This window comes from Streptomyces sp. NPDC001315 (genome assembly GCF_042896175.1).
Classification (GTDB): domain Bacteria; phylum Actinomycetota; class Actinomycetes; order Streptomycetales; family Streptomycetaceae; genus Streptomyces.
In genome coordinates this window covers 522,642-544,268 of record NZ_JBIAWZ010000002.1, presented here as the reverse complement: position 1 = coordinate 544,268, position 21,627 = coordinate 522,642, and the positions used below count along the sequence as shown (strand labels likewise).

Genomic DNA, 21,627 nt, shown 5'->3' with positions numbered 1-21,627 from the left:
GTTCAGCCTTTCGAATCCGCGGTCGCGACGACGCGACCGAGTCCGGTGATGGTGGCGACGCACTCGACGTCGGCGGGCCACGGCTCGATGTAGCCGATGGACCCGGACAGCAGCACCTCGCCGGCGCGCAGCGGCTCGCCCGTACGGATCGCGGTCTCGGCCAGCCAGATCACCGCGTTGACCGGGCCCTCGAGGACGTTGCTGCCGACGCCCCGGGTGATCTCGGTGTCGCCGCCCGTGATGACCATCTCCACCTCGGTCAGGTCGACTTCGCCGTACGGGTGCCGCTCCTCGCCGAGGACGATGCCGCTGCAGCCGGCGTTGTCGGCGATGGTGTCGACGATCTGTCCGACCGACCCGTCGTAGCGGAAGTCGACGACCTCGAAGGCGGGGGTCACGTAGTCGATCGCGGCCTCGACGGTCTCGCGGGTGGCCTCGAGGATGTCGGCCTTCAGCACGAACGCGACCTCCGCCTCGATCAGCAGGCGGTTGTACCGGGACAGCGGAAGGTGCGTTCCCGAGGCGTGCACCATGTCGTCGTGGATGATCCCGTAGTCGGGCTCGGAGATGCCCACGCGCTGCTGTACGAGGGGGTTGGTCAGGCCGACCTTGCGGCCCACCCGCTTCACGCCCAGCTCCCGCTCGCGGAGGGCGGCGAACTCGGCGGAGATCGCGTAGGCCGCGTCGAGATCGCGCTCGGGGAGTCTGGGGCTCACGTACGGCACGGTGTACACGTCGCGCTTCGCCTCGAACAGCTCGCGCGCGATCCGGTTGACGGTCTCCTGGGCGACGCTCACCGGTGGTCCTTTCGTTCGGCATGCTTCTTCAGGAAGGCGACCGCCGCGGCGTCGAACTCCGCGGCGCCCTCCCACTGCGGCCAGTGCGCGGCGCCGCGGATCAGCAGGTACTCGCCGTCCGGGATCAGCCCGCACAGGCGCTCGCCCTCGGCCTCGTCGCCGGTCGGCTCGTTGTCGGTCCACACCATCAGGGCCGGGACCGGGAGCGCCGCGAAGTCGTCGTCCGTGACCCGGTTGCGCCGGCGCCGCTCCGGCTCCCGCAGGGCGGACACGTTCGCCATGCTGAACCCGTCGCGGGCATAGATCGCCTGGCGGACGCGTACGAGCTCGTCGGTGATCTTCTCCGGATCGTGGATGACGACCTGCAGGCGCTTCTTCACGTTGTCGAAGGTCGGCTCGCTCACCGCCTGGGCGCTCACCGACTGCGTCCTGTCCAGCCGCGGCTCCTCGACCATCCGCCCGCCCGGTGCGGACAGGATCACCGTGTGCAGCCGGTCGGGGTGCTTCGGCGCGAACTTCAGCGCGAGCCAGCCCCCGAGCGACTCACCGGCGAGGTGCACGCGCTGAAGTGCCAGTGCGTCCAGCAGCGCGAGCAGGTGCTCCTCGTAGTCGCGGATCTCCAGGGGATGGTCGGACAGCGAGGTGTACCCGTGGCCCGGGTAGTCGTAGCCGACCACCCGGAAGCCCGCCTCGACGAACGCGCGGATGTTCTGCGTCCACGCCTCGATGTGGCCGCTGGTGCCGTTGGCGAGCACCACCGTCTGCGCCTCGGGGCTCGCTCCGGTGAAGTCGAGCACGCGGGTGCGGTAGCCGCCCGCGTCCACGTACCGCAGCGTGTGCTCCAGGTCCGCGATCTCCTCCCAGAAGGTCGCGAAGTGCGTCTTTCCCGCCCGGCTCATGCGGTCACCGCCGCCTGGATCGCGAAGCCGGCGCCCCACTTCTCGACCGCCCAGTAGTGGTCGACGGCGAGGCGGTACGGGCCGGCGGTCGACAGCGCCGCGTACGCGGCGATCCAGCTGCGCATCTCGTGCGCGGCCGAGCCGCCCTCCGCCATGAACCAGCCGTTCTCCCAGCCGTCGACCGGGCTCAGGTCGCCGGAGCGGAGCACATCGAGGACGAGCGTGTCCCACTCCTCGTTCAGCGGGTCGCTCGGCGCCTTGCCGTCGGCGATCGCCTGGATGCCCTTGACGATCATCTGTTCACGCTCGTGCCGCTCCTCGGGCGAGGGCGCGTACGCGACCAGGCGCTCGTGCACGGTGTCGGGGGCACCGTCCCAGCGTGGGATCGGCGGGCTGTGGGAGATGCCTCCCGAGGCGAGGAACAGCACCTTCTTGTCCATCGCCCGGGCGGCCCGGCCGAACGCCTCGCCCATCACCCGCACCCGCTGCATCGGCGAGAGCGGCAGGCCGATCGCGTTCACGAACACCGGCACGATCGGCTGCGTGAAGCCCTTCCCGAACACGAAGTCGAGCGGCTGGACCACGCCGTGATCGACCGTCATCCGCTCGCTGCGGCCGATGTCGATGCCCTCACCCAGCACTGCCGCGTGGAAGGCCCGCGCGGCGTCGCCGTCGACGGGGAGCGGCCCCGCGGTGGTGCCGTAGTCACCGATGCCTTCGGCGGCGGCACCTATCACCCACGGGGTCATCAGCGAGTAGAGCTGGCCGTTGAAGTGGTCGGGCCCGAACACCACGACCAGGTCGGGGCCGTACTCGGCGACGAACCCCCTGACCTCGTCGATGGCGGCATTGATCTCGGCGAACGTCTCCCCGCCCGGGTCGACGTTGCCGAAGGACGGCGCATGGGAGAGCGCTGCGACGGCCAGCGGCATGGCGCGGTGCCTCTTTCTCGGATTTCTCGGAAGTGGTGGACGGCTGCTACGCGGAAGCACCGGCGAGCACGGGCTGGGCATCCGGTACGTCGGAGCGGGAGCGGCGCAGGTTCAGGTGCAGGGCCAGGACGCAGAGGCCGGCGACGAGCATGGGCAAGGCGAAGACGGTGAAGGCCGCCCCCATCCCCATGCCCGCGTCGAAGGCCGCGCCGCCGACGATCGGCGCCGCGATGCCGCCGAACCGGCCGACGCCGATGACGACACCGAAACCGGTCGAGCGGGCCAGCGTCGGGTACAGCGCGGGGACGATCGCGTAGAAGGCGGCGGTGCCGGCGCAGACGAAGAACGAGGCCAGGAACAGGGTCCACCAGGCGGTCGGCATTCCCGGGCCGACGATGCCGAACAGCGACAGCGCGGCGGTGGCCAGGATCAGGAAGACCGGGGCGAGGAGGCGGACGTTGAGCTTGCCGCCGAGGAAGCCGAAGAGCACGTTGCCGAGGATGCCGCCGATACTGAAGGCGGTGACGAGCTGCGAGGCGAGCGCCGGGTTGTGGTGGGCGTCCGCGACGGTGCTCGGCGCCCAGTTCGTCATGAAGTAGAAGCTGAGCATGTACGCGACGTACCCGACGATCATCAGTAGCGTGTAGAAGCCGGTCCGCCCGGTGAACACGGTGCGCAGCGAGCCCTTCGCCTTGACGCCCGCCGAGTCCGACTCCGGGAGCGCTTCGAGTGCGGGGCGGCGCATCTTCGTCAGGAGCGCGTTGAGCCGCTGCAGGGAGTCCGTGCGACGGCCCGCGGAGAGCCAGGCGAGCGATTCGGGGAGGAAGGCGAACGTGGCGACCGCGGCGATCGCGCTCAGGGCGAACCCGACCCACCAGCCGAACTGCCAGCCGCGTGCGCCGAGCATCGGACCCACGATCATGGAGCCGAGCAGCCCGCCGATGTTGATCGCGGCGGCGTAGACGGCCATCACCAGTGCGTACACGCGCCTGCCCGTGTACTCGGCGAGGATGACGCCGACCACGGCCACCAGGGTGCCGATGCCGATGCCGGTGATGACGCGGCTCAGGACGAGGGGACCGGTCCCGGTCTCCGGCGTCGCGAACGGGCCGATGAGCATGCCGATCGCGATCGTCGCGGTGGAGATGACGCCCATCTTGCGCCGGCCGACGCGGTCGGCGAGCGGCGCGACGATGATCGAGCCCACGAGCATGCCGATCAGGGCGCCGGACATGACGAGTCCGAGCTCGGCTTTGGAGACCCCGAAGCCCTTCTCGATGTAGGGGGCTGCGAACGACGTGAGCGAGACGTCGTAGCCGTCGAGCACGACCAGGGCGATCGCGACGATGACGGCGCGGATCTGCAGGCCGCTCATTCTCTCTTGAGGGGTGTGGTCGGTGATCCTCATGGAGACCTCTCTGTCTCGGGATCGGGCGGACCTGTGCCATCGCAGTGGCCCGCCGGGATGAGGTGGACCGCGCACCGGGTCGCGTTCCGTCAGCGATTCCCTAGAAGCAGTGTTCTAGAATCGGCATTACGATCACTGGTGCCCACCGCAGGTGTCAAGGGTTGGCGCCAATTTGGTAGAACTGCAGTCCGCAGAGCAGTGAGGGGGGCCGATGGCCACGAGGCGAAGGACCCACCGGGCGTCCGAGGTGTCGAAACGGGCGATCCTCGAGGCCGTGCTCTCGCAGGCGGTCGAGGCCGGGTACGAGGGCACCACCATGGCCGATGTCGCACGCGCGGCCGGTCTGCCGATCGGATCGGTCTACTGGCACTTCCAGAACAAGGAGCAACTCTTCGTCGAGCTGCTCGACTACTGCTTCGAGGTCTGGAAGCAGGCCAACGCGTCCGACGGTGGCATGCGCGACCGGCTGCGACGCAGCATCAGCGAGTCGGCGGCAGCCTCCGCGAGCCTGGCCGAGCCGGCCGCCGCGTTCTGGAGCATCGGCCTTGTCTTCGCATTCGAGCGCCGCCTGCAGGACAACCTCGCACGGCAGCGGTACCTCGCCATCCGAGAGGAGATGTTCCAGTTCGTCACCTCCCGGGTGCGGGCCTCGTACCCGGAGGTACCGGAGGATGTCGCGGCAGAGCTGGCGCACGACATGGCCGTCATGGGGCGCGCGCTCACCGACGGCTTCCGCGTGGCCGCGGCCGCCGGCGACGACATCGACTTCGCCCGGTACGCCGAGCTGGCCGCCGACGCGCTCGAGTCCCTGGTCACCACCCGCCTGAAGGGGTACACGCATGCCTGAGGCCCCCTCGTCCGCATCCGAGAAGGTCGCGATCGTCGTCGGCGGCGGATCCGGAATCGGCGCCGCGTGCGTGCGGGAGTTCGCCGCGAACGGCTACCGGGTGGTCGCGATGTCGCCGTCGGGCCGGGCACGGGCCCTGGCCGAATCGCTCGGTGGCGCCGGCCTGGACGGCTCGAACACCAGCGTCGAGGACCTCCGGGCGTGCGTCGACCTCGCGATGTCGCGGTACGGCCGGGTCGACGCGGTCGTCAACAGCAGCGGTCACGCGGCACGCGGCCCGGTGCTCGAGATCACGGACGAGCAATGGTCCGAGGGCGTCGACCTCTACCTGCTGAACGTCGTGCGCATGGCCCGCCTCGTGACGCCCCACCTGATCGCCTCCGGCGGCGGCGCGATCGTGAACATCTCCACCGCAGGCGCCTTCGAGCCCAGCCCGATGTTCCCCGTGTCAGCGACGATGCGAGCGGCGCTGGCCTCCTTCACCAAGCTGTACGCCAACGAGTACGGCCCGCAAGGCATCCGGATGAACAACGTACTCACCGGGCTGACCAAGGACGACCCCAGTGTGGTCCCGGCGGAGTGGACGAGCGGAATCCCGCTGCGCCGAGCGCAGAGCACTGCGGAGGCCGCCCGGATCGTACGCTTCCTGGCCGGCGAGGAGTCTGCCTATATGACCGGACAGAACCTCCGCGTCGACGGTGGAGAGACCAAGTCGGTCTGAGGCGCATCGGCGGGCTTTCTGCCCCGGTACGCGATGCCCGAGCACCGACGCCTGACCGGTGCGACCGGCCGTCGTGTCACGGAACGCCGGGGCGAAGGACTCCGCGTACGAGGCGGAGCCCGCCGCGTGCAGCTGGATCGTCTAGATCGCCAGGTCGCGCGCCGGTTGCGGGGCGGCGGGCCGGATTGCCTCGTGGCGGGCGGCCCAGGGCTCGGCGAGCAGGACGGCCACCGCGCAGGCTCCGAGCAGGCCGCCGACGAGCACCGCGCCCCGTACACCGGGGCCGGTGGACAGCAGGAGACCACCGAGGAAGGAGCCGCCGGCGATACCGACGTTGAAGACCGCCGAGCCGACGGCCGAGGCGATCTCCGTACTGCCGGGTGCCACACGGAGGATCCTGTTCTGCAGTGCCGTGATCATCGAGGCCATGGAGAATCCCAGCAGTGCGACCAGGCAGACGGTGGGCACGGCGCTGCCGCCGAACACGTACAGGCCGAACATCGTCGCCGCCAGCAGGGCCACCGTGAGCACCGTCGTGCCGCGGGGACGGCGGTCCACCACCGTGCCGGCCAGGGCGGTGCCGGCGACGCCCGCGACGCCCGCGGCCAGCAGCAGCGGGGCCACGGCCGCCTGGGAGAACCCGGTCACCTCGGTGAGGAAGACGGTGATGTAGGTGTACCCGGCGAAGACACCGCAGATCACCAGGGCATTCGCCGCCATCAGCACCAGGAACCGGCGGCGGCTGGGTTCGGTGCCGGTCGTGGCGTGACTCTCCTCCCCGGTCGTGGACGGCAGCAGCGTGACCACCGCGAGCAGGGCGAGGAAGCCGAAGGCGCTCATCACCAGGAAGGGCACCCGCCAGCCGGTCTGCTGGCCCAGCCAGGTGCCGGCCGGGACGCCCACCACATTGGCCAGGGAGAGCCCGGAGAACAGCCCGGCGACCACCCGCCCGCGCACTTCGGGAGAGAAGAGACCGGCGGCGGTCGCCGCGACGATCGACCAGAACACCGAGTGGGTGAGCGCGACGGTGATCCGGGCCGCGAGCAGGACCCAGTAGCCCGGGGTCGCGGCGGAGACGAGGTTCGCCGCGACGAACAGGACCAGCAGCCAGGCGAGCAGGGCCCGTCGCGGTATCCGGCGGACCAGGTGTGTCAGGGGTACCGACGCGACCGCCACGACGAGGCCGTACCCGGTCACCAGCCGGCCGGCCTCCGTCCTGGACACCCCCAGGTCCTCCGCGATCAGCGGGAGCAGGCCGACGGGCAGCGTCTCGACCGTGCTGAGCGAGAACAGCGCCAGCGCCAGCGCCACCACCACGATCACTGCGGCCGAGGGGCTTATCGGGGGTGTTTTCCCGGTCTGTGGCACTGTTATGTCCTTCCCGTCACGATGGGTCCGGTGGCCGGACGGCCGAGGAGCGGGCGCCGGGCCGGGCGGCGTTATTGAATACGCCTTCCTTTCCCCATGCAAGGGAATTGTTCTAAACGGCCTGTCAACCTCCGTGGGCTGCCAATTTCCGGCCAGGGTGTACAGAACCGGCCGAAAGTCTTCCGAAGATTGAGATCGGCCTCCGGGGTCTGTTCCCTTGTTACTTGCATGCCTCTGAACGGATCATCTCTGTGTTCGGTGGACGACATGACGGAGGTCAAGCGTCCACGTCGACGGGAAATTACAGGCGGACCGGTGTCGCCTTTCTCGGCTGTGGTTATGCCGCTGATTTCTACGGAACGACCCTGCCCAACTATCCCGAGGTCGAAGTTGCCGGAGCCTACGACATACGCCGCGAGCGGGCCGAGTCCTTCACCGCGGAATACGGCGGAAGGGTCTACGACACACTCGAGGAGGTGCTCTCCGATCCCGGGGTCGAGATCGTGGTGAACCTCACGCCGACGACGGAGCACTACGCGGCGAACAGGGCGGCCCTGCTCGCCGGGAAGCACGTGTACTGCGAGAAGCCGATGACCACGAAGCTGGTCGAGGCGAGAGAGCCGGCCGAACTCGCCGAGCAGCGCGGGCTGCTGCTGTCCGGTGCGCCGGCGACGGTCTTCAGCCGCTCGGCGCAGACGCTGATCCACGCCGTCCACGGCGGGACGGTGGGCACTCCGCGGCTGGCCTACGCCTCCCTGGACATGGGGCCGCTCGCCTTCATGGCCTACCGGGACTGGCAGAGCGCGCGCGGCTTCCCCGGCAGGCGCGCCCAACGCCCCCGCCGGCTCCGCCCGCGCCGCACCCTCGGCCCCGTCCGCGAGGAAGGCCGGCAATGGCCACACCGCGGCGGCAGAGAACACCGTGCCGCCCTCGACCCCCTCCACCACCCGGGCCCAGCGGGCGTTCAGTCCGTTGACCGCCCGTACCGTCGCATTCCCGACCGGCATTCCGCCCCCGGTCGCAGCGCGCTTACCATGCGCCCAAGTCGTACGTCAGTTCCTGTCCCACGTCACTTCCTGTCGTACGTCAGTCCTTTCACTTCCGCACCCGAAAATCCGCGGCGGCCGCGCCCGAGTCGCCCTGCCGTCAGAACCAGGAGCACGGTACCCGTGTCCATACCTCCGCCCCCTGGGACCCACGACCCCCAGCAGCCCCAGGGCCCGTACCAGGCTCCGTCGCCGGCCCAGTACGGGCAGTACGGCCCGTACCCGCCGTACGGGCCGCCTCCGTACCAGACCTGGGGGCAGGGCTACAGCCCGTTCAACCGGCCCGCGCCCGTCAACGGTGTCGCCATCGCCTCCCTCGTCCTCGGCATCCTCTGCTTCCTGCCGGCCGTGGGGCTGGTGCTGGGGGTGATCGCGCTGGTCCAGATCAAGAAGCGGGGCGAGCGCGGCAAGGGGATGGCGATCGGCGGGTCCGTGATGTCGTCGATCGGGCTCGTGCTGTGGGTGCTGCTGCTCGCCACGGGCGGGGCGTCCGACATCTGGGAGGGGTTCAAGGACGGCGCGCGCGACAGCGCGAACCTGTCGGTCAGCACCGGCGAGTGCTTCGACGCACCGGGCGGTTCCCTGGAGGGCTACACCTACGACGTCGACGAGGTGCCCTGCGAGGGCGAGCACGACGGCGAGGTGTTCGCCGTGTTCGACATGAGCGGCGGCTCCGACTACCCCGGCGACAGCCGTGTCACGGACGTCGCCGACGACAAGTGCTACTCGCTTCAGGACAGTTACGCGATGGACACCTGGGCCGTGCCCGAGAACGTCGACGTGTACTACTTCGTCCCGACCGAGGACAGTTGGAGCGTCGGCGACCGCGAGATCACCTGCGCCTTCGGCAGCACGGACGAGGACGCCACGCTGACCGGCTCGCTGCGCAACGACGGGACGACCCTCGACGCGGACCAACTCGCGTTCCTGGAGGCGAGCCGCGCCCTGGACACGACGCTGGCGGCGGAGCCCGAGGAGTACGCCGAGGAGGACCTGGAGGCCAACACGGACTGGGCGGGCGAGGTCGACGACACGCTGGGCGAGCAGGTCGGGGTGCTGCGCGGGCACACCTGGTCGTCCGTCGCCGAGCAGCCCGTCGCCGCCTTCGTGAAGGACATGCAGGCTGCCCGCAAGGAGTGGGCGAAGGCCGCCACCGCCGCCGACCCGGACAGCTTCTACGAGCACTACGACAGCGGGTACGAGTTCATCGACGGCGACACCACGGTCACCGCGCGCGAGGCTCTGGGGCTGGCCACGACCCCGCCGTCGTACGACGACTACGACGACGGCGCGGGCGGCAGCGCGGGCAGCGGCGGCCTCGATGTGTGATCACGTCCATAGCGGGGAGAAAGTGCCTGCGTAATGCCTTCCGCGGACGAATGTCATCACATCGAGTGATTCTCTGGCCTTCGCTTGCATGGCCCAACCCACGGTTGCCAGGCTGTTGCTGTCTGTACAACCTGATGGGAGCGGCCAGTGACTTTCGGTGAGCAGCCGGCGTACCTGCGCGTCGCGGGCGATCTCCGCAAGAAGATCGTCGACGGTTCGCTGCCACCGCACACCCGTCTCCCCTCGCAGGCCAGAATCCGCGAGGAGTACGGCGTCTCGGACACCGTCGCCCTGGAGGCGCGCAAGGTGCTGATGGCCGAGGGGCTGGTCGAGGGCCGCTCCGGCTCGGGTACGTATGTGCGCGAGCGGCCCGTGCCGCGCCGGATCGCCCGCTCCGGCTTCCGTCCGACCGGCGGTGCCACGCCCTTCCGCCAGGAGCAGGCCGACGCCGACACGCGCGGCACCTGGGAGTCCAGCAGCGCGCAGACGGAGGCGAGCGGCGCCGTCGCCGAGCGGCTCGGGATCAAGCCCGGCGACCGCGTGATGTGCACGCGGTACGTGTTCCGAGAGGCCGGCGAGGCGATGATGCTCTCCACCTCCTGGGAGTCGCTCGCCGTGACCGGCCGCACCCCCGTGATGCTGCCCGAGGAGGGCCCGCTCGGCGGCATGGGCGTGGTCGAGCGCATGCGCGCCATCGACGTCATCGTGGACAACGTCACGGAGGAGGTCGGCGCCCGCCCCGGCCTCGCCGAGGAACTCCTCGCGTTGGGCGGGGTGCCCGGCCATGTCGTCCTCGTCGTCCAGCGCACGTACTACGCCTCTGGACGCCCGGTGGAGACGGCCGACGTGGTCGTCCCGGCCGACCGCTACCGGGTCGCGTACCACCTCCCCGTGAAGTAGCGCACAACCCCAGGGCGGTTGACCCGGTCCCGCGGTCAACGGAGGCCGGTTCGCCCGCCGTTGGTTTCCGGTCGTTCTCGCAGGTCGCCACGGGTGTGCCCGGCATGCCCCGACCGCTCGCACCGCAGCGCCCGCACGGCGCATTCGTCGTCGTGCGCCCCCTGCGTCCTGGCCGGTTGCGTACCTCTTTGTGTAAAGCCGTGTTCGCTGCGTAAAGGTTAGGCGTAGGCTCGGGCATATGCGGATTGCGGTTTCGTTAGAGGGTGGGGCGCGGGGCGGACCGCGGGCGGGAAGTGGAGGGGTGCGATGAACGACGGCGGTAGCACGATCTCGCTTCCCTGGCTCGTCATACGGCAGGACGACAACGGCAATCGCTATCGCGTGGGAAGGTACGCCACCCGGGCCGAGGCGCAGAAGATCGCGGACAGCCTCGACCACCGCGGACACAAGCAGCTGTACTGGGTCGAGCGGATCGGGCAGAACGGAGACGCCCGCAACTGACCCCTCCCCGCTCCCGTAGGCTCCGGCCCATGACGGAACGGATCGTGGTGGTGGGAGCCGCCCTGCTCGACAGCGGCCGCCTGCTCGCCGCGCGCCGCAGTGCGCCCCCCGAGCTGGCGGGACGCTGGGAGCTGCCCGGCGGCAAGGTCGAGCCGGGCGAGACGCCCGACGCGGCCCTCGTGCGCGAGCTGCGCGAGGAGCTCGGCGTCGAGGCCGAGGTCGTCGAGCGCGTACCGGGGGAGTGGCCCCTGAGGCCGCCGTACGTCCTGCACGTGTGGACCGCGCGCCTGCGTGCCGGATCCGCCGCCCCGAGGCCTCTCCAGGACCATGACGAGCTGCGCTGGCTCGCCCCCGCCGGGATCTGGGACGTGGACTGGCTGGACCAGGACGTGCCCGCGGTACGGGAGACGCTCACGCGTCTCGGCGCGAGCGCGGGCTGAGCTCCCGTACGCCGTTCGTGCCACAGTGCGCTCCGGGGGGCGGTACTGCGCCCCGGATATCGGGTATGGGCCCATTAACCCCACGAAACCGGACATGGCTGAACCCGCTGGCCTGGGAAGTGATCGGCGTGATCGACACCGAAGGCGCCTACGCCGAGTGGACCTTCCCCGCGGACCCCGGCGCCGTACGTGCCGCCCGCGGGGTCGTCCGGGACCGGCTGTGCGGCTGGGGTCTCGGCTGTGTCAGTGACATGGCCGCGTTGCTGGTCAGCGAACTGGTGACCAACTCCCTGCGCCATGCCACCGGTCCCATCGGCGTCCGCCTCGTCCGCCCCGCCCGGCTGCGCGGAGTGCTGGTGGTGGAGGTCTCCGACCCGCTGCCCGACCCGCCCCGCGAGCGCGTCCCCCGCCCCGAGGACGAGAGCGGCCGCGGCCTGCAACTGGTCGCGTCCTCCTCGCGGCGCTGGGGCACCCGCCCCGGCGACACCGGCAAGACCGTGTGGTTCGAGCTCGCGGTGCCGGAGTGAGCGCACCGCCTCACTCGAGCGACTCGCGCCTCACCCGAGCGATTCGCGGTGTATGTCCCCCGGAGCGGGCCGTGAGCCCCCGGAGCGGGCCGTACGAGCCCCCGGAACGGGCCGTACGAGCCTCCGGAGCGGGCCGGACGAGCCCCCGGAACGGGCCGTACGAGCGCCCTTTCCCGTCGAACGGCCGGTTCGCGCCGGTGGCGATCGCCGGCGGGCGCGGTTCGACGGCGTGTTCCCTGGTTAGAAGACTGGAAGTGTTGTCACAGCACGGTCCGAAAAGCACCTGGACCGTGCTGTGATCGTGAACACCGTGTTGTGCGGCGCCGTAGTGCTGGATACTGCGGGCAGCCGCCCCCGGTGACCGGTGCCGGACGCGGTGAGCTGGAGGGGACGGTTCGCGTGAGCGAGATACCAGCGAAGGCCACGGAGTCGGAGGACCCGTCGGGCGGCGCAAGGGCGGATGCCGCGGGTGCTGCTGCCCACGGCGAGATGCCGTCCGGGGACACCATGTGGCAGAGCAGCCCACCCGGCTCGATCTACGACTACATCCGGGTCGCGTCCTTCTCCATAGGCGCGGACGGGCTCGTGGACCAGTGGTCCATGCGCGCCGAGCAGATCTTCGGCATTCCCGCCGAGCGTGCCGTCGGCATGGATCCCATCGAGGCCTTCATCGACCCCGACCTGCGCGAGCGGGGTCAGCGCAAGATGGCCGAGATCCTCGACGGCCGGGAGTGGACCGGGGTGGTCCCCTTCCGGATGCCGGACATCTCGGCGGGGGAACGGGGCGAGGAAGGGCTCGCCGAGGTCTACGTGATGCCGACGCGGACCCTGGAGGGCGAGAAGGCGGCCGTCTGTATCGTCGTCGACGTCCGTACGCTCCGCAGCATCGAGACCGACCTGGCCGCCTCGCAGGCGATATTCGGCCAATCTCCGTTCGGGTTTCTGCTGATCGACCACGACCTGCGGATCCGCCGGGCCAACCAACGGTTCTCCGCCATCTTCGGCGGCAGTCCCGACGACCACCGCGGCAAGGGCGTGTACGACTACCTGCCCCGGCCCGAGGCCGACCGGGTCAGCGCGACCCTGCGCCGCGTCCTGGAGACCGGCGACTCCGTCACGGACATGCACGTCACGGGCTTCGTGCCGGGCTCCGACGAGCGCCGCCACTGGTCCAGCAACCTCTACCGCGTGCACAGCGGCAGCGGTCGTCCGATCGGCATCGCCTGGCTCAGCACGGACATCACCGCCCGCCGTGCCGCCGCCCGCGAAGCCGCCGCCGCCCGGCGCAATCTCGCCCTTCTCAACGAGGCCGGGGCCCGCATAGGGAACTCCCTCGACCTGGAGACCACCGCCCGCGAACTCCTCGACGTCGTCGTGCCCGGCTTCTGCGACCTCGCCACCGTCGACCTCTACCAGGGCCTGCTGGTCGGCGACGAGACCCCGCCCGGCCTCGCCGACGGCAGCGCCGAGCTGCGCCGCGTCGCCTTCTCCAGCGCCGTCTCCGACGCCCCCTTCGCCGGCACCGGCGCGACCGTCGCGGTCGGCGCGGTCCACCACTACCCCTTCAACTCCGCCTGCGCGGACGCCCTGCGCACCGCCCGCCCGCAGCACGTCCCGGGCGAGGAGGGCGGCCTGGTGCAGTCCACGCTGGCCGTCCCGATGGTCGCCCACGACACGGTCGTAGGACTGGCGCAGTTCGCCCGTACGAAGGGCAGCGAGCCGTTCGGCGAGCGCGACCGGGACCTGGCGGTGGAGCTGGCGGCACGTGCCGCCGTCTGCATCGACAACGCCCGCCTGTACCGGCGCGAGCACGAACGGGCGCTGATACTGCAACGGTCCCTGCTCCCGCCCGGCGACCCGGTCGCCTCCGGCCTCGACATCGCCTGCCGCTACCTGCCGGGCAGCGCCTCCACCGGCCGCCCCAGCGAGGTCGGTGGCGACTGGTTCGACGTCATCGAACTGCCCGGCCACCGTACGGCGTTGGTGGTGGGCGACGTGATGGGCCGCGGGCTGCGCGCGGCGGTGGCGATGGGCGAACTCCGCACGGCTGTCCGCACCCTGGCCCTCCTCGACCTGGAACCCGCCGAGGTGCTCTCGGCGTTGGACGAGATCGCGCGCGGGCTCGGCGCCCCCGGCGGCGTCCAGCAGGCCACCCGCGCCGCCCGCCGCCCCCGCGAGGCCGACCTGTCCGAGGTGTACCTCGCGACCTGCGTCTACGCCGTCTACGACTCCGTGACCCGCCGCTGCACCTTCGCCAACGCGGGCCATCTGCCCCCCGTCCTCGTCGAACCCGGCGAGGCCGCTCTGATGCTCGACGTGCCGCCCGGCCTGCCGCTCGGCGTCGGCGGGGAGCCCTTCGAGGAGGTGGAGGTCGAACTACCCGAAGGCGCCCTGTTGGCGCTCTACACGGATGGACTGGTCGAATCCCGCGACCACCCCCTCGACGAGGGCCTCCAGGCGTTCGTCGGAGCGCTGACGGACCCGACCCGGCCCCTCGAGGACGTCTGCGACCACATCCTGCACACCCTCGACACGCACCACGGCGAGGACGACATCGCGCTGCTGATGGCCCGCGTCCAGGGCCTGCCCGCCGAGTCCGTCGGCGACTGGACGCTGCCGCGCGAGCCGCGCAGCGTCGGCCGCGCCCGCGAGTACGCCCGCGGCCAGCTGCTCGCCTGGGACCTGGAGCCCCTGGTCGACACCACGGAACTCCTGGTCAGCGAGCTGGTCACGAACGCGCTGCGGTACGGCGAGGGCGAGATCAGACTCCGCCTCCTCCTCGACCGCACCCTGGTGTGCGAGGTCTGGGACTCCGGCCTGGTCCAGCCCAGGCGCCGTCGGGCCCGCGACACCGACGAGGGCGGCCGAGGTCTCCAGCTCGTCGGCCTCCTCTCCGCCGCGTGGGGCTCCCGCCGGACCCCCCGAGGGAAGACGGTGTGGTTCGAACTTCCCCTCCCGGACGGCGAGACGGGCCTCACGGATCCGGCGGAGGCGCTGCTGAGCCTGTTCTGAGGCGCGGCGTGGGGCGGCCGGGCGCTCCGCGGCGGTCAGGCGTGCGCCGGGCCCCGGCGGGCCCGGGTGCGTGGGCCGCCGAAGCTCGGGGGAGTGCCGTCGTCCGGGGTGACGCTCAGCAGGACTCCGCCGAGGACCGCCCCGGTGAGGCCGCTCTCGTGCGCGGTGGCTCCGTCGTACGGGTTGCCGTGCGTCCGTACGTCCTGCTCGGCGAGGTGGCGGGCCTGCCCGGCCAGGTCGTCGGACGTCAGGAGGTCCGCCGCGGCCAGGCGCCGTTCCGCCGCCGCCAGCCGGGTGCGGGCCTCGGCGCCCACCGCGCCCCGGTGCGTCGCGACGAAGCCGCCCGCGCCGGCGGTGGCATGGTGCGCGACGAGGGACGCGGCGGCCGAAAGCACCCCGCCCCGTCGCAGCGCGCCGAGCGGGGCGGTCGCCCGCACCACCCGGCGCAGGAGTCGGAGCGGGTCGTACGGCCGTCGTGAGGTCACCTCCTGGCGTACGGAGTCCAGTACGGCGTCCGCATGCAGCAGCCGTGCCCGCAGCTCACCCACGGGCACACCGGGACCCGCCTCCGGCCCCGTCACCCGCACCCTCGCGATCTCCGCCTCCGCGCCCGTGAGCGCGGCCGGGAGCCACTCCGCGGCCGCCTTCAGATCGGTCGCGACGCGGTGCAGCGCGGCCACGAACACCGCCGCCTGTGCCACCGCGCCCTCGGCGGCGCGCAGAGCCAGGGCCGCCCCTTCGGGCTCGCCCCGGTCGGCTGCCTGGCGGGCCTGGTTGAGGCGGGTGGTGGCGAACACCAGCCGGTCCTTGGCCTGTTCGACGTACCCCGTGACCCCGGCGGTCGCGCCGGGCCCGTACCGGAGACCCAGGCCGGCGAGCGTCGCCTCCGCCACCCCGGTACGGCCCGCCAGCTCCCGGAACCGTGTCTCCGCGACCTCCAGCGCCGCACCCGCCCCCCGCTCCAGAGCGCGCAGCCGGTCGAACCCGACCGCCTCCGTGTCCAGCCGCCGTCCGGCCTCCGCGCACCGCCCGGCGATCCCCGCGAGCGCGTGCCGACGGGCCTCCTCCTCCGCCGGTACGCCCTCGTCGTACCGCTGCCGCATCGCGAAGGCGGCGGCCAGTTCCGCCTCCGCCTCCCGCACCGCCCGCGCGTAGGGCTCCGTCGGCTCGGTGCCGAACAAGGCCACCGCGAAGGCGAGTTCCTCCCGGCTGGTACGCACGCAGTCGTCCGCCTCGACCAGCGACGCCCGTGCCCGGCCGTCGAGTTCGGCGAGCGACGACGGTGGTCCCCCCGCTCGAGCGAAGCCGAGAGTGGGGGAGGCAGGGCCGGCGGGGGCCCCGCCGGGAGTCGTCCGGGTCCGGGCCCGCCGGGTGCGCCGTATGTACCCGTATCCCGCGATCACGCCCGCCGCGCCGACCGCCGCGAGAGGCAGGACGAGATCGACGGCGGACGGTCCACCCTCCTGCGTCCCGTCCTCCTGCGTCCCGTCCTCCTGCGTCGTGGCCGCGTTCGCGGAGGTCCCGGGGTGAGTGATCGCAACCGGAGCGTCGTTTCCCGTCGTCATCCCTGGCAACACCAGCCACACGAGTCCGATCGCCCCGCCCAGCGCGGCATGCGCCACCCGCACGGATATGTGCGCGGTCGCGCGCCGCGGCCGGCCCCGGAACAAGGATGACGTCACATTTCGGAGCGTATGGCGGTGAATGCGGGCACGCGAGCGGTGTGCGTCCGAGGCGGGGTGCGTGAGGCGCGCCGGGATATGAGGGGGTTACGGGATGGAACAGACGGAGCACGCGGAGCCGGAGACCGAGGCGGAGGCGGGGGCGGCCGAACCGGTCGAGGCCGGCGCCGGTCGCGGCCGCCGTGTCCGCTGGGCGATACGCCTCCCCCTGGGGCTCGTCCTGGTCCTCGTCCTGTCCCTCCTCGCCGTGGAGACCACCCTTCGCGTGAACTACGCCGGCGACCCCGCCGACGGCACGTACACCCGCAACCGCGACGCGATCTGGCTCGGCCATGCCTGGGTCGACGGACGCAAGCGCGACGCCGACGTCACGGCCCTGGCCCGCCGCCTGGACGGCACCGGCATCCGCGACCTCTACGTCCACGCGGGACCGCTGGAACACGACGGCACGCTCCCCAAGTCGGCCTATTCCAGGGCAAGTTGGTTGATATCCGCCGTACATCGTGAGATCCCCGGCGTACGAGTGCAGGCGTGGCTGGGCGACAAGCTGGCCACGGAGGAGCCCGACGGTATGCACCTGGAGCGCGACGCCACCCGCGCCGCGATCGTGCGGTCCACCCACGAGATCCTCGCCGCCGGCTTCGACGGCGTCCACTTCGACCTGGAGCCCCTGCACTCCGGCGACGGCCACTACCTCGACCTCCTCGACTCCCTGCACGCCGTCACCGCCGCCGCCGACGTCCCCCTCTCCGTCGCCTCCCACCAGATCGACCCGCTCCCGGGGTTCCACTCCTTCTGGGGCACGGTCGCCGGGCACCCCAAGTGGTGGTCGCAGGAGTTCTTCGGGCAGGTCGCGCGCCGGGTCGACCAGATCGCCGTGATGTCGTACGACACCATGCAGCCGTTGCAGAGCACCTACGGCGGCTACGTCGCCCAGCAGACCGCGCTCGCCCTGGAGGTCACCCCGCCCACCACCGACCTGCTGATGGGCCTGCCGTTCTTCCACGAGGACCGCTTCGGCCACCGCGCGTCCGCCGAGACCGTCCCCGCCGCCGTCCGGGGCGTCCGCCTCGGCCTGTCCCGCACGGACGCGGACCGCGTCAACTTCGGCGTCGCCCTGTACGTGGACTTCGCGGCGACGGAGGATGACTGGTCGGCCTACCGGAAGGACTGGGTACACACCGAATGACCGGCACCCGCGCACTCCTGACCCGCTCCGACCTCGCGCCCCTCGCTCGCGCGGCGCTCGGCCCCGCCCGCACCCTCACCGCCGTCACCCGCCTGCGCGGCGGCAGCAAGAAGGGTGTGTACCGCCTCGCCTTCGACGACGCCACGACGGCGATCGCCTACGTCTGGTCCCCGGACGAGGACTACTGGGACAAGTCGGACGCCGCCGACCCCCGCGACCCCTTCTCGCACTCGTCCGGCCTCGACCTCTTCACCGCGTCGTACGACCGTCTGTCGGCGCTCGGCGTCCGCACCCCGCGCCTCCACCTCGCCGACGCCGACCGCGCCTTCCTCCCGGCGGACGCGGCCGTCGTCGAGGACATCCCGGGCGACAGTCTGGAGGAGGTCCTCCGGCGTGACCCGCAGGCGGCGGCCCCGACCCTGGCACGGCTGGCCGAGACCCTGGAGGCGATGCGCGCGTGCCAGGGGCCGGGTGGAGGCTTCGGCAAGGTCGCCCTCGTCGACAACGGAGGTGTGACCCGGGGCGGTTCGTGCGAGCGACGCGTCACCGACGGCGCCCTGCGCGACATCGCGGAGATCGCCGTACGGGACCCGCGGGCCGGCGCCGCCCGCGAGGCGTTCGAGGACGCGGTCCACACCCTGGCCGGCGACATCGCACCCCGCTCCCGCCACACCCTCGTCCACGGCGAACTCGGCCCGGACCACGTCCTGGTGACGTCCGACGGAGAGCCGGCCCTGATCGACATCGAAGGCCTGATGTACTTCGACGCCGAGTGGGAACACGTCTTCCTCGCACTGCGCTTCGGCCCGCACTACGACGCCCTGCGCACCCCCGGCCTCGACGAACACCGTCTGCGTCTCTACCGCCTCGCCATGCATCTGAGCCTCGTCGCCGGCCCCCTGCGCCTCCTCGACGGCGACTTCCCGGAGCCGGGGCCGATGCGGGAGATCGCCGAGTCCAACCTGGGGCAGGCACTGCGACTCGTGGGAGCATGAGCGCATGCACGGGGCGTTGGTGAGTCTGGCCATGGTCTGCGTGACGGCCCTCGCGGCGATCGGCCTCGCGGGGGTCAGCAGGGGCTGGGTGCCGCCGTGGGGCCGCAGCAGGGTGCTGCGGCCGAGGCTGTGGGGGACGGGCGCGCTGCTGAGCGCCGCCGGCCTGAGCTTCTTCATGTTCCTGGGCCCGCTGGGCGACGCGCGGCCCCTGCACGTCTACCTCCCGCTCGCCGGGATGGGCGTGAACTTCGTGGGGCTCGCCCTTCAGATGCTTGCCCAGCGACCGGGCCGCGCGCTGACCCCGCCTACGACGACGACCGCCTCCTGATCCTCGACCCCAGCCACACCAACGGGTCGTACTTACGGTCGACCGCCCGTTCCTTCAGCGGAATCAGCGCATTGTCCGTGATCTTGATGCCCTCCGGGCACACCTCCGTGCAGCACTTGGTGATGTTGCAGTAGCCGAGACCGTGCTCGTCCTGGGCCGTCTTCTTGCGGTCCAGGCCGGTCTCCTCCGCCGCGTCCAGCGGGTGCATGTCCAGCTCCGCGACCCGCATGAGGAAGCGCGGGCCGGCGAACGCCGTCTTGTTCTCCTCGTGGTCACGCACCACATGGCACGTGTCCTGGCACAGGAAGCACTCGATGCACTTGCGGAACTCCTGCGAGCGGTCCACGTCCTCCTGCTGCATGCGGTACTCGCCGGGACCGAGTCCGGCCGGCGGCACGAAGGCCGGAACCTCCCTGGCCTTCAGGTAGTTGAAGCCGACGTCCGTCACCAGGTCGCGGACGACCGGGAAGGCACGCAGGGGAGTGACGGTGATCGTCTCGTCCCGGGTGAACACCGACATGCGGGTCATGCACATCAGCCGGGGCCGCCCGTTGATCTCCGCCGAGCACGAACCGCACTTGCCCGCCTTGCAGTTCCAGCGGACGGCGAGGTCGGGGGCCTGGGTGGCCTGGAGGCGGTGGATGATGTCCAGCACCACTTCACCGTCGTTGACTTCGACCTTGAAGTCCTCCAGGTCACCGCCCCGCACATCACCCCGCCACACTTTGAAGTGGGCCGTGTAGCCGCTCATTCGTACAGCTCCTCTTCGGCGAGGTACTTGACCAGCTCCTCCTTGTCGAAGAGGGCGAGCAGGTCCGGGCGGATGGGATCGGTGGTCTCGCGGGTGAGGGTGATCTGCCCGCCGACCGGGTCGGTCGCCGCCAGACCGCCCGTCGGGTCGGCCAGTCGGCAGATCAGGTTGACGCGCCGCCACCGGCGGTCCATCGTCGGGTGGTCCTCGCGGGTGTGCCCGCCGCGCGACTCCGTGCGCTCCAGCGCGGCCCGCGCCACGCACTCGCTGACCAGCAGCATGTTCCGCAGGTCCAGCGCGAGGTGCCAGCCCGGGTTGAACTGGCGGTGACCCTCGACGCCGGCCCGCCGGGCCCGCAGCCGCAGGTCGGCCAGCTTCTCCAGGGCCTGTTCCATCTCGGCCTCGCGGCGGATGATGCCGACCAGGTCGTTCATGGTCTGCTGGAGTTCCTGGTGCAGGGTGTACGGGTTCTCCGGCGGATGTCCGTCCCGCTCGCCCGGCGCCGGCCCCTCCGCCGAGAACGGCCGCAGCGCCTCCGCCGCCGCCGTGTCGACCTGGACGTCGTCCACCGGCGGCCGTCCGTCGCCCAGCCCGGTCGCGTACTCCGCCGCGTGCCGCCCCGCCCGGCGCCCGAACACCAGCAGGTCGGACAGGGAGTTGCCGCCGAGCCGGTTGGAGCCGTGCATGCCGCCCGCGACCTCCCCGGCCGCGTACAGGCCCGGCACTCCGCGGGCGGCAGCCGTGTCGGAGTCGACCGCGATGCCGCCCATCACGTAGTGACAGGTGGGCCCGACCTCCATCGCCTCGGCCGTGATGTCGACGTCGGCCAGCTCCTTGAACTGGTGGTACATCGACGGCAGCCGGCGCCGGATGACCTCGGCGGGCATGCGCGTCGACACGTCGAGGAAGACGCCGCCGTGCGGGGAGCCGCGGCCCGCCTTCACCTCGGCGTTGATGGCGCGGGCGACCTCGTCACGGGGGAGCAGTTCCGGCGGGCGCCGGTTGTTGTCCGGGTCCTCGTACCAGCGGTCGCCCTCGTCCTCCGACTGCGCGTACTTCTCCTTGAAGACGTCGGGGATGTAGTCGAACATGAACCGCTTGCCCTCGGAGTTCCTGAGCACCCCGCCGTCGCCGCGCACCGACTCCGTGACGAGGATGCCCTTCACCGACGGCGGCCAGACCATGCCGGTCGGGTGGAACTGCACGAACTCCATGTTCAGCAGCGGCGCCCCGGCGAGCAGGGCGAGCGCGTGCCCGTCGCCCGTGTACTCCCACGAGTTCGACGTCACCTTGAAGGACTTGCCGATGCCGCCCGTCGCGATCACGACGGCGGGGGCCTCCAGAACGAAGAAACGGCCGGACTCGCGCTCGTAGGCGAACACCCCGGAGACCCGGCCCTCGGCGTCCTTCAGGACCCGGGTGACCGTGCACTCCTGGTAGACCTTGAGGCGGCTCTCGTAGTCGCCGGTCTCGCGGTGGTCCTCCTGCTGGAGGGCGACGATCTTCTGCTGGAGGGTCCGGATCAGCTCCAGGCCCGTACGGTCGCCGACGTGGGCGAGGCGCGGGTACTCGTGGCCGCCGAAGTTGCGCTGGGAGATCCGTCCGTCCTTCGTACGGTCGAACAGGGCGCCCCAGGTCTCCAGCTCCCACACCCGGTCCGGCGCCTCCTGCGCGTGCAGTTCGGCCATCCGCCACTGGTTGAGGAACTTGCCGCCGCGCATGGTGTCGCGGAAATGGACCTGCCAGTTGTCGTGCTCGTTGGCATTGGCCATCGCGGCCGCGATGCCGCCCTCGGCCATCACCGTGTGCGCTTTGCCGAACAGGGACTTGCAGATCACGGCCGTACGGGCACCCCGTTCACGTGCCTCGATCGCGGCGCGCAGGCCGGCCCCGCCTGCCCCGACCACGACGACGTCCCACTCCTGCCGGTCGACCACGGACATCAATAGGCCCCA

The 21,627-nt window shown here is 71.4% G+C and carries 20 protein-coding genes and 1 pseudogene; 12 read left to right on the top strand and 9 right to left on the bottom strand.

The window, feature by feature from the left end:
• Positions 1–2: 2 nt before the first annotated feature.
• The 4 genes from ACFY16_RS09610 to ACFY16_RS09595 are packed head-to-tail and all read right to left on the bottom strand — an operon-like array spanning position 3 to position 4,003.
• A complete protein-coding gene (locus ACFY16_RS09610) occupies positions 3–797 on the bottom strand; it encodes a 2-keto-4-pentenoate hydratase (RefSeq protein WP_390646532.1) in 795 nt (264 codons plus the stop codon).
• Positions 794–1,696, bottom strand: coding sequence for an alpha/beta fold hydrolase (locus ACFY16_RS09605; RefSeq protein WP_390646531.1), 903 nt, complete (start codon positions 1,694–1,696; stop codon positions 794–796). Before ACFY16_RS09605 ends, ACFY16_RS09610 begins: the two co-directional genes overlap by 4 nt.
• The gene (locus ACFY16_RS09600; protein WP_390646530.1) at positions 1,693–2,628 is read right to left on the bottom strand and encodes a 3-carboxyethylcatechol 2,3-dioxygenase; all 936 of its coding nucleotides are present in this window, start codon (positions 2,626–2,628) and stop codon (positions 1,693–1,695) included. The genes ACFY16_RS09605 and ACFY16_RS09600 overlap by 4 nt, the downstream gene beginning before the upstream one ends.
• A 46-nt stretch (positions 2,629–2,674) precedes the next feature.
• On the bottom strand, positions 2,675–4,003 hold the full coding sequence (locus ACFY16_RS09595; RefSeq protein ID WP_390646529.1) for an MFS transporter: 1,329 nt from the start codon (positions 4,001–4,003) through the stop codon (positions 2,675–2,677).
• A 244-nt stretch (positions 4,004–4,247) separates the two neighbouring features.
• Between ACFY16_RS09595 and ACFY16_RS09590 the strand changes: the two genes are divergently transcribed.
• Together ACFY16_RS09590 and ACFY16_RS09585 are read left to right on the top strand one after the other, a co-directional pair.
• Positions 4,248–4,883: a helix-turn-helix domain-containing protein gene (locus ACFY16_RS09590; protein WP_390646528.1), complete on the top strand. Its 636-nt coding sequence runs from the start codon at positions 4,248–4,250 to the stop codon at positions 4,881–4,883.
• Positions 4,876–5,604 carry an SDR family oxidoreductase gene (locus ACFY16_RS09585; protein WP_390646527.1) on the top strand — a complete coding sequence of 243 codons (729 nt, stop codon included), beginning with the start codon at positions 4,876–4,878 and terminating at the stop codon, positions 5,602–5,604. The genes ACFY16_RS09590 and ACFY16_RS09585 overlap by 8 nt, the downstream gene beginning before the upstream one ends.
• A gap of 141 nt (positions 5,605–5,745) precedes the next feature.
• Here the strand turns inward: ACFY16_RS09585 and ACFY16_RS09580 are convergent, their stop codons facing one another.
• A complete protein-coding gene (locus ACFY16_RS09580) occupies positions 5,746–6,972 on the bottom strand; it encodes an MFS transporter (RefSeq protein ID WP_390646526.1) in 1,227 nt (408 codons plus the stop codon).
• Between the two features lie 251 nt (positions 6,973–7,223).
• Here ACFY16_RS09580 and ACFY16_RS09575 point away from each other — a divergent pair.
• Positions 7,224–7,568, top strand: a pseudogene (locus ACFY16_RS09575) (Gfo/Idh/MocA family protein); the annotation flags it as partial.
• Here the strand turns inward: ACFY16_RS09575 and ACFY16_RS09570 are convergent.
• The gene (locus ACFY16_RS09570) at positions 7,505–7,705 is read right to left on the bottom strand and encodes a hypothetical protein (protein WP_390646711.1); all 201 of its coding nucleotides are present in this window, start codon (positions 7,703–7,705) and stop codon (positions 7,505–7,507) included. The pseudogene ACFY16_RS09575 and the gene ACFY16_RS09570 sit on opposite strands and share 64 nt — an antisense overlap.
• Before the next feature lie 436 nt (positions 7,706–8,141).
• Between ACFY16_RS09570 and ACFY16_RS09565 the strand changes: the two genes are divergently transcribed.
• The 6 genes from ACFY16_RS09565 to ACFY16_RS09540 all read left to right on the top strand — a co-directional run bounded on the left by ACFY16_RS09565 (position 8,142) and on the right by ACFY16_RS09540 (position 14,727).
• Positions 8,142–9,347, top strand: coding sequence for a DUF4190 domain-containing protein (locus ACFY16_RS09565; protein WP_390646703.1), 1,206 nt, complete (start codon positions 8,142–8,144; stop codon positions 9,345–9,347).
• A gap of 147 nt (positions 9,348–9,494) precedes the next feature.
• Entirely contained in the window at positions 9,495–10,247 is a 753-nt protein-coding gene (locus ACFY16_RS09560; protein WP_390646525.1) for a GntR family transcriptional regulator, read from the top strand.
• Positions 10,248–10,553: 306 nt separating this feature from the next.
• Positions 10,554–10,748: an SPOR domain-containing protein gene (locus ACFY16_RS09555; protein WP_390646524.1), complete on the top strand. Its 195-nt coding sequence runs from the start codon at positions 10,554–10,556 to the stop codon at positions 10,746–10,748.
• Between the two features lie 29 nt (positions 10,749–10,777).
• On the top strand, positions 10,778–11,188 hold the full coding sequence (locus ACFY16_RS09550; RefSeq protein ID WP_390646523.1) for a (deoxy)nucleoside triphosphate pyrophosphohydrolase: 411 nt from the start codon (positions 10,778–10,780) through the stop codon (positions 11,186–11,188).
• A 98-nt stretch (positions 11,189–11,286) separates the two neighbouring features.
• A complete protein-coding gene (locus ACFY16_RS09545) occupies positions 11,287–11,715 on the top strand; it encodes an ATP-binding protein (protein ID WP_390646702.1) in 429 nt (142 codons plus the stop codon).
• Positions 11,716–12,114: 399 nt separating this feature from the next.
• Positions 12,115–14,727 carry a SpoIIE family protein phosphatase gene (locus tag ACFY16_RS09540; protein ID WP_390646522.1) on the top strand — a complete coding sequence of 871 codons (2,613 nt, stop codon included), beginning with the start codon at positions 12,115–12,117 and terminating at the stop codon, positions 14,725–14,727.
• 35 nt (positions 14,728–14,762) lie between these two features.
• On the opposite strand, the gene ACFY16_RS09535 is transcribed toward ACFY16_RS09540, so the two are convergent.
• Positions 14,763–16,292, bottom strand: a complete 1,530-nt coding sequence (locus ACFY16_RS09535) for a hypothetical protein (protein ID WP_390646701.1) — start codon at positions 16,290–16,292, stop codon at positions 14,763–14,765.
• Positions 16,293–16,503: 211 nt separating this feature from the next.
• Between ACFY16_RS09535 and ACFY16_RS09530 the strand changes: the two genes are divergently transcribed.
• Genes ACFY16_RS09530 through ACFY16_RS09520 form a run of 3 tightly spaced genes read left to right on the top strand, consistent with a single transcriptional unit; the run spans position 16,504 to position 18,921 of the window.
• Positions 16,504–17,598 (top strand): hypothetical protein, encoded by a 1,095-nt coding sequence (locus ACFY16_RS09530; RefSeq protein WP_390646521.1) that lies wholly within the window; start codon positions 16,504–16,506, stop codon positions 17,596–17,598.
• Complete coding sequence (locus ACFY16_RS09525; RefSeq protein ID WP_390646520.1) at positions 17,595–18,593, top strand: phosphotransferase family protein; 999 nt, start codon at positions 17,595–17,597, stop codon at positions 18,591–18,593. The genes ACFY16_RS09530 and ACFY16_RS09525 overlap by 4 nt, the downstream gene beginning before the upstream one ends.
• Positions 18,594–18,597: 4 nt before the next feature.
• Positions 18,598–18,921: a hypothetical protein gene (locus ACFY16_RS09520; protein WP_390646519.1), complete on the top strand. Its 324-nt coding sequence runs from the start codon at positions 18,598–18,600 to the stop codon at positions 18,919–18,921.
• On the opposite strand, the gene ACFY16_RS09515 is transcribed toward ACFY16_RS09520, so the two are convergent.
• Complete coding sequence (locus tag ACFY16_RS09515; protein ID WP_390646518.1) at positions 18,899–19,672, bottom strand: succinate dehydrogenase/fumarate reductase iron-sulfur subunit; 774 nt, start codon at positions 19,670–19,672, stop codon at positions 18,899–18,901. The genes ACFY16_RS09520 and ACFY16_RS09515 overlap by 23 nt on opposite strands.
• The gene (locus ACFY16_RS09510) at positions 19,669–21,615 is read right to left on the bottom strand and encodes a fumarate reductase/succinate dehydrogenase flavoprotein subunit (RefSeq protein ID WP_390646517.1); all 1,947 of its coding nucleotides are present in this window, start codon (positions 21,613–21,615) and stop codon (positions 19,669–19,671) included. The genes ACFY16_RS09515 and ACFY16_RS09510 overlap by 4 nt, the downstream gene beginning before the upstream one ends.
• Positions 21,616–21,627: the final 12 nt, after the last annotated feature.